1 protein-coding gene is annotated in these 505 nt (G+C 61.6%); it reads left to right on the forward strand.

Going from position 1 to position 505, the window contains the following annotated elements; translation table 11 throughout:
• The coding region (locus AC3EO4_RS55740) for a hypothetical protein (RefSeq protein WP_431905010.1) at window positions 1-302 on the forward strand (302 nt) is incomplete at its 5' end.
• Window positions 303-505: the final 203 nt, after the last annotated feature.

Consider the following 505-nt stretch of genomic DNA (forward strand, 5'->3'; position numbering starts at 1 on the left):
GGAGTTTGCGAGCTCAAGGCCGACCCGACAGCGACGAGGACGACGATGCTGATCAAGGCCAGCGACACTGTCGCGGACTCTCGCCCCAGCTCCATCGCGTTTCCCAAGATCTTGTCAGCGCCGTGGAAGGCGAAAGCAGTCGCGCCACAGCCGAAGACGAGCCCGGCGACACCGACGACAGCGGTGACGATCTTGCCGACTTTTACTGGCAGGAAGCGCGCGAGACTGGCGCACACCAAGCCAGCCAGAACGACATCGGCAACGCTGAGCTCGATGGCGCCCTCGTGATTCTGGAATTGTGAACCGGCCCTCGGTATGGTCTGACCGATGATTTTTCCGCGCCGTGCTGGTCTGTACGCCGAGTACCGACTCACAGAGCCCATTCCATCGTGACGCCGCTGGCCACAGGCGTGTTACGGAATCGCCACTGCTGACCCACACGTAGAAGGCCCCTGGTAGAAGGGTTGTCGACCAAGATCAACCATCACCAGAGGCCTGTGTGCTG

It is taken from the genome of Nonomuraea sp. bgisy101 (genome assembly GCF_057708945.1).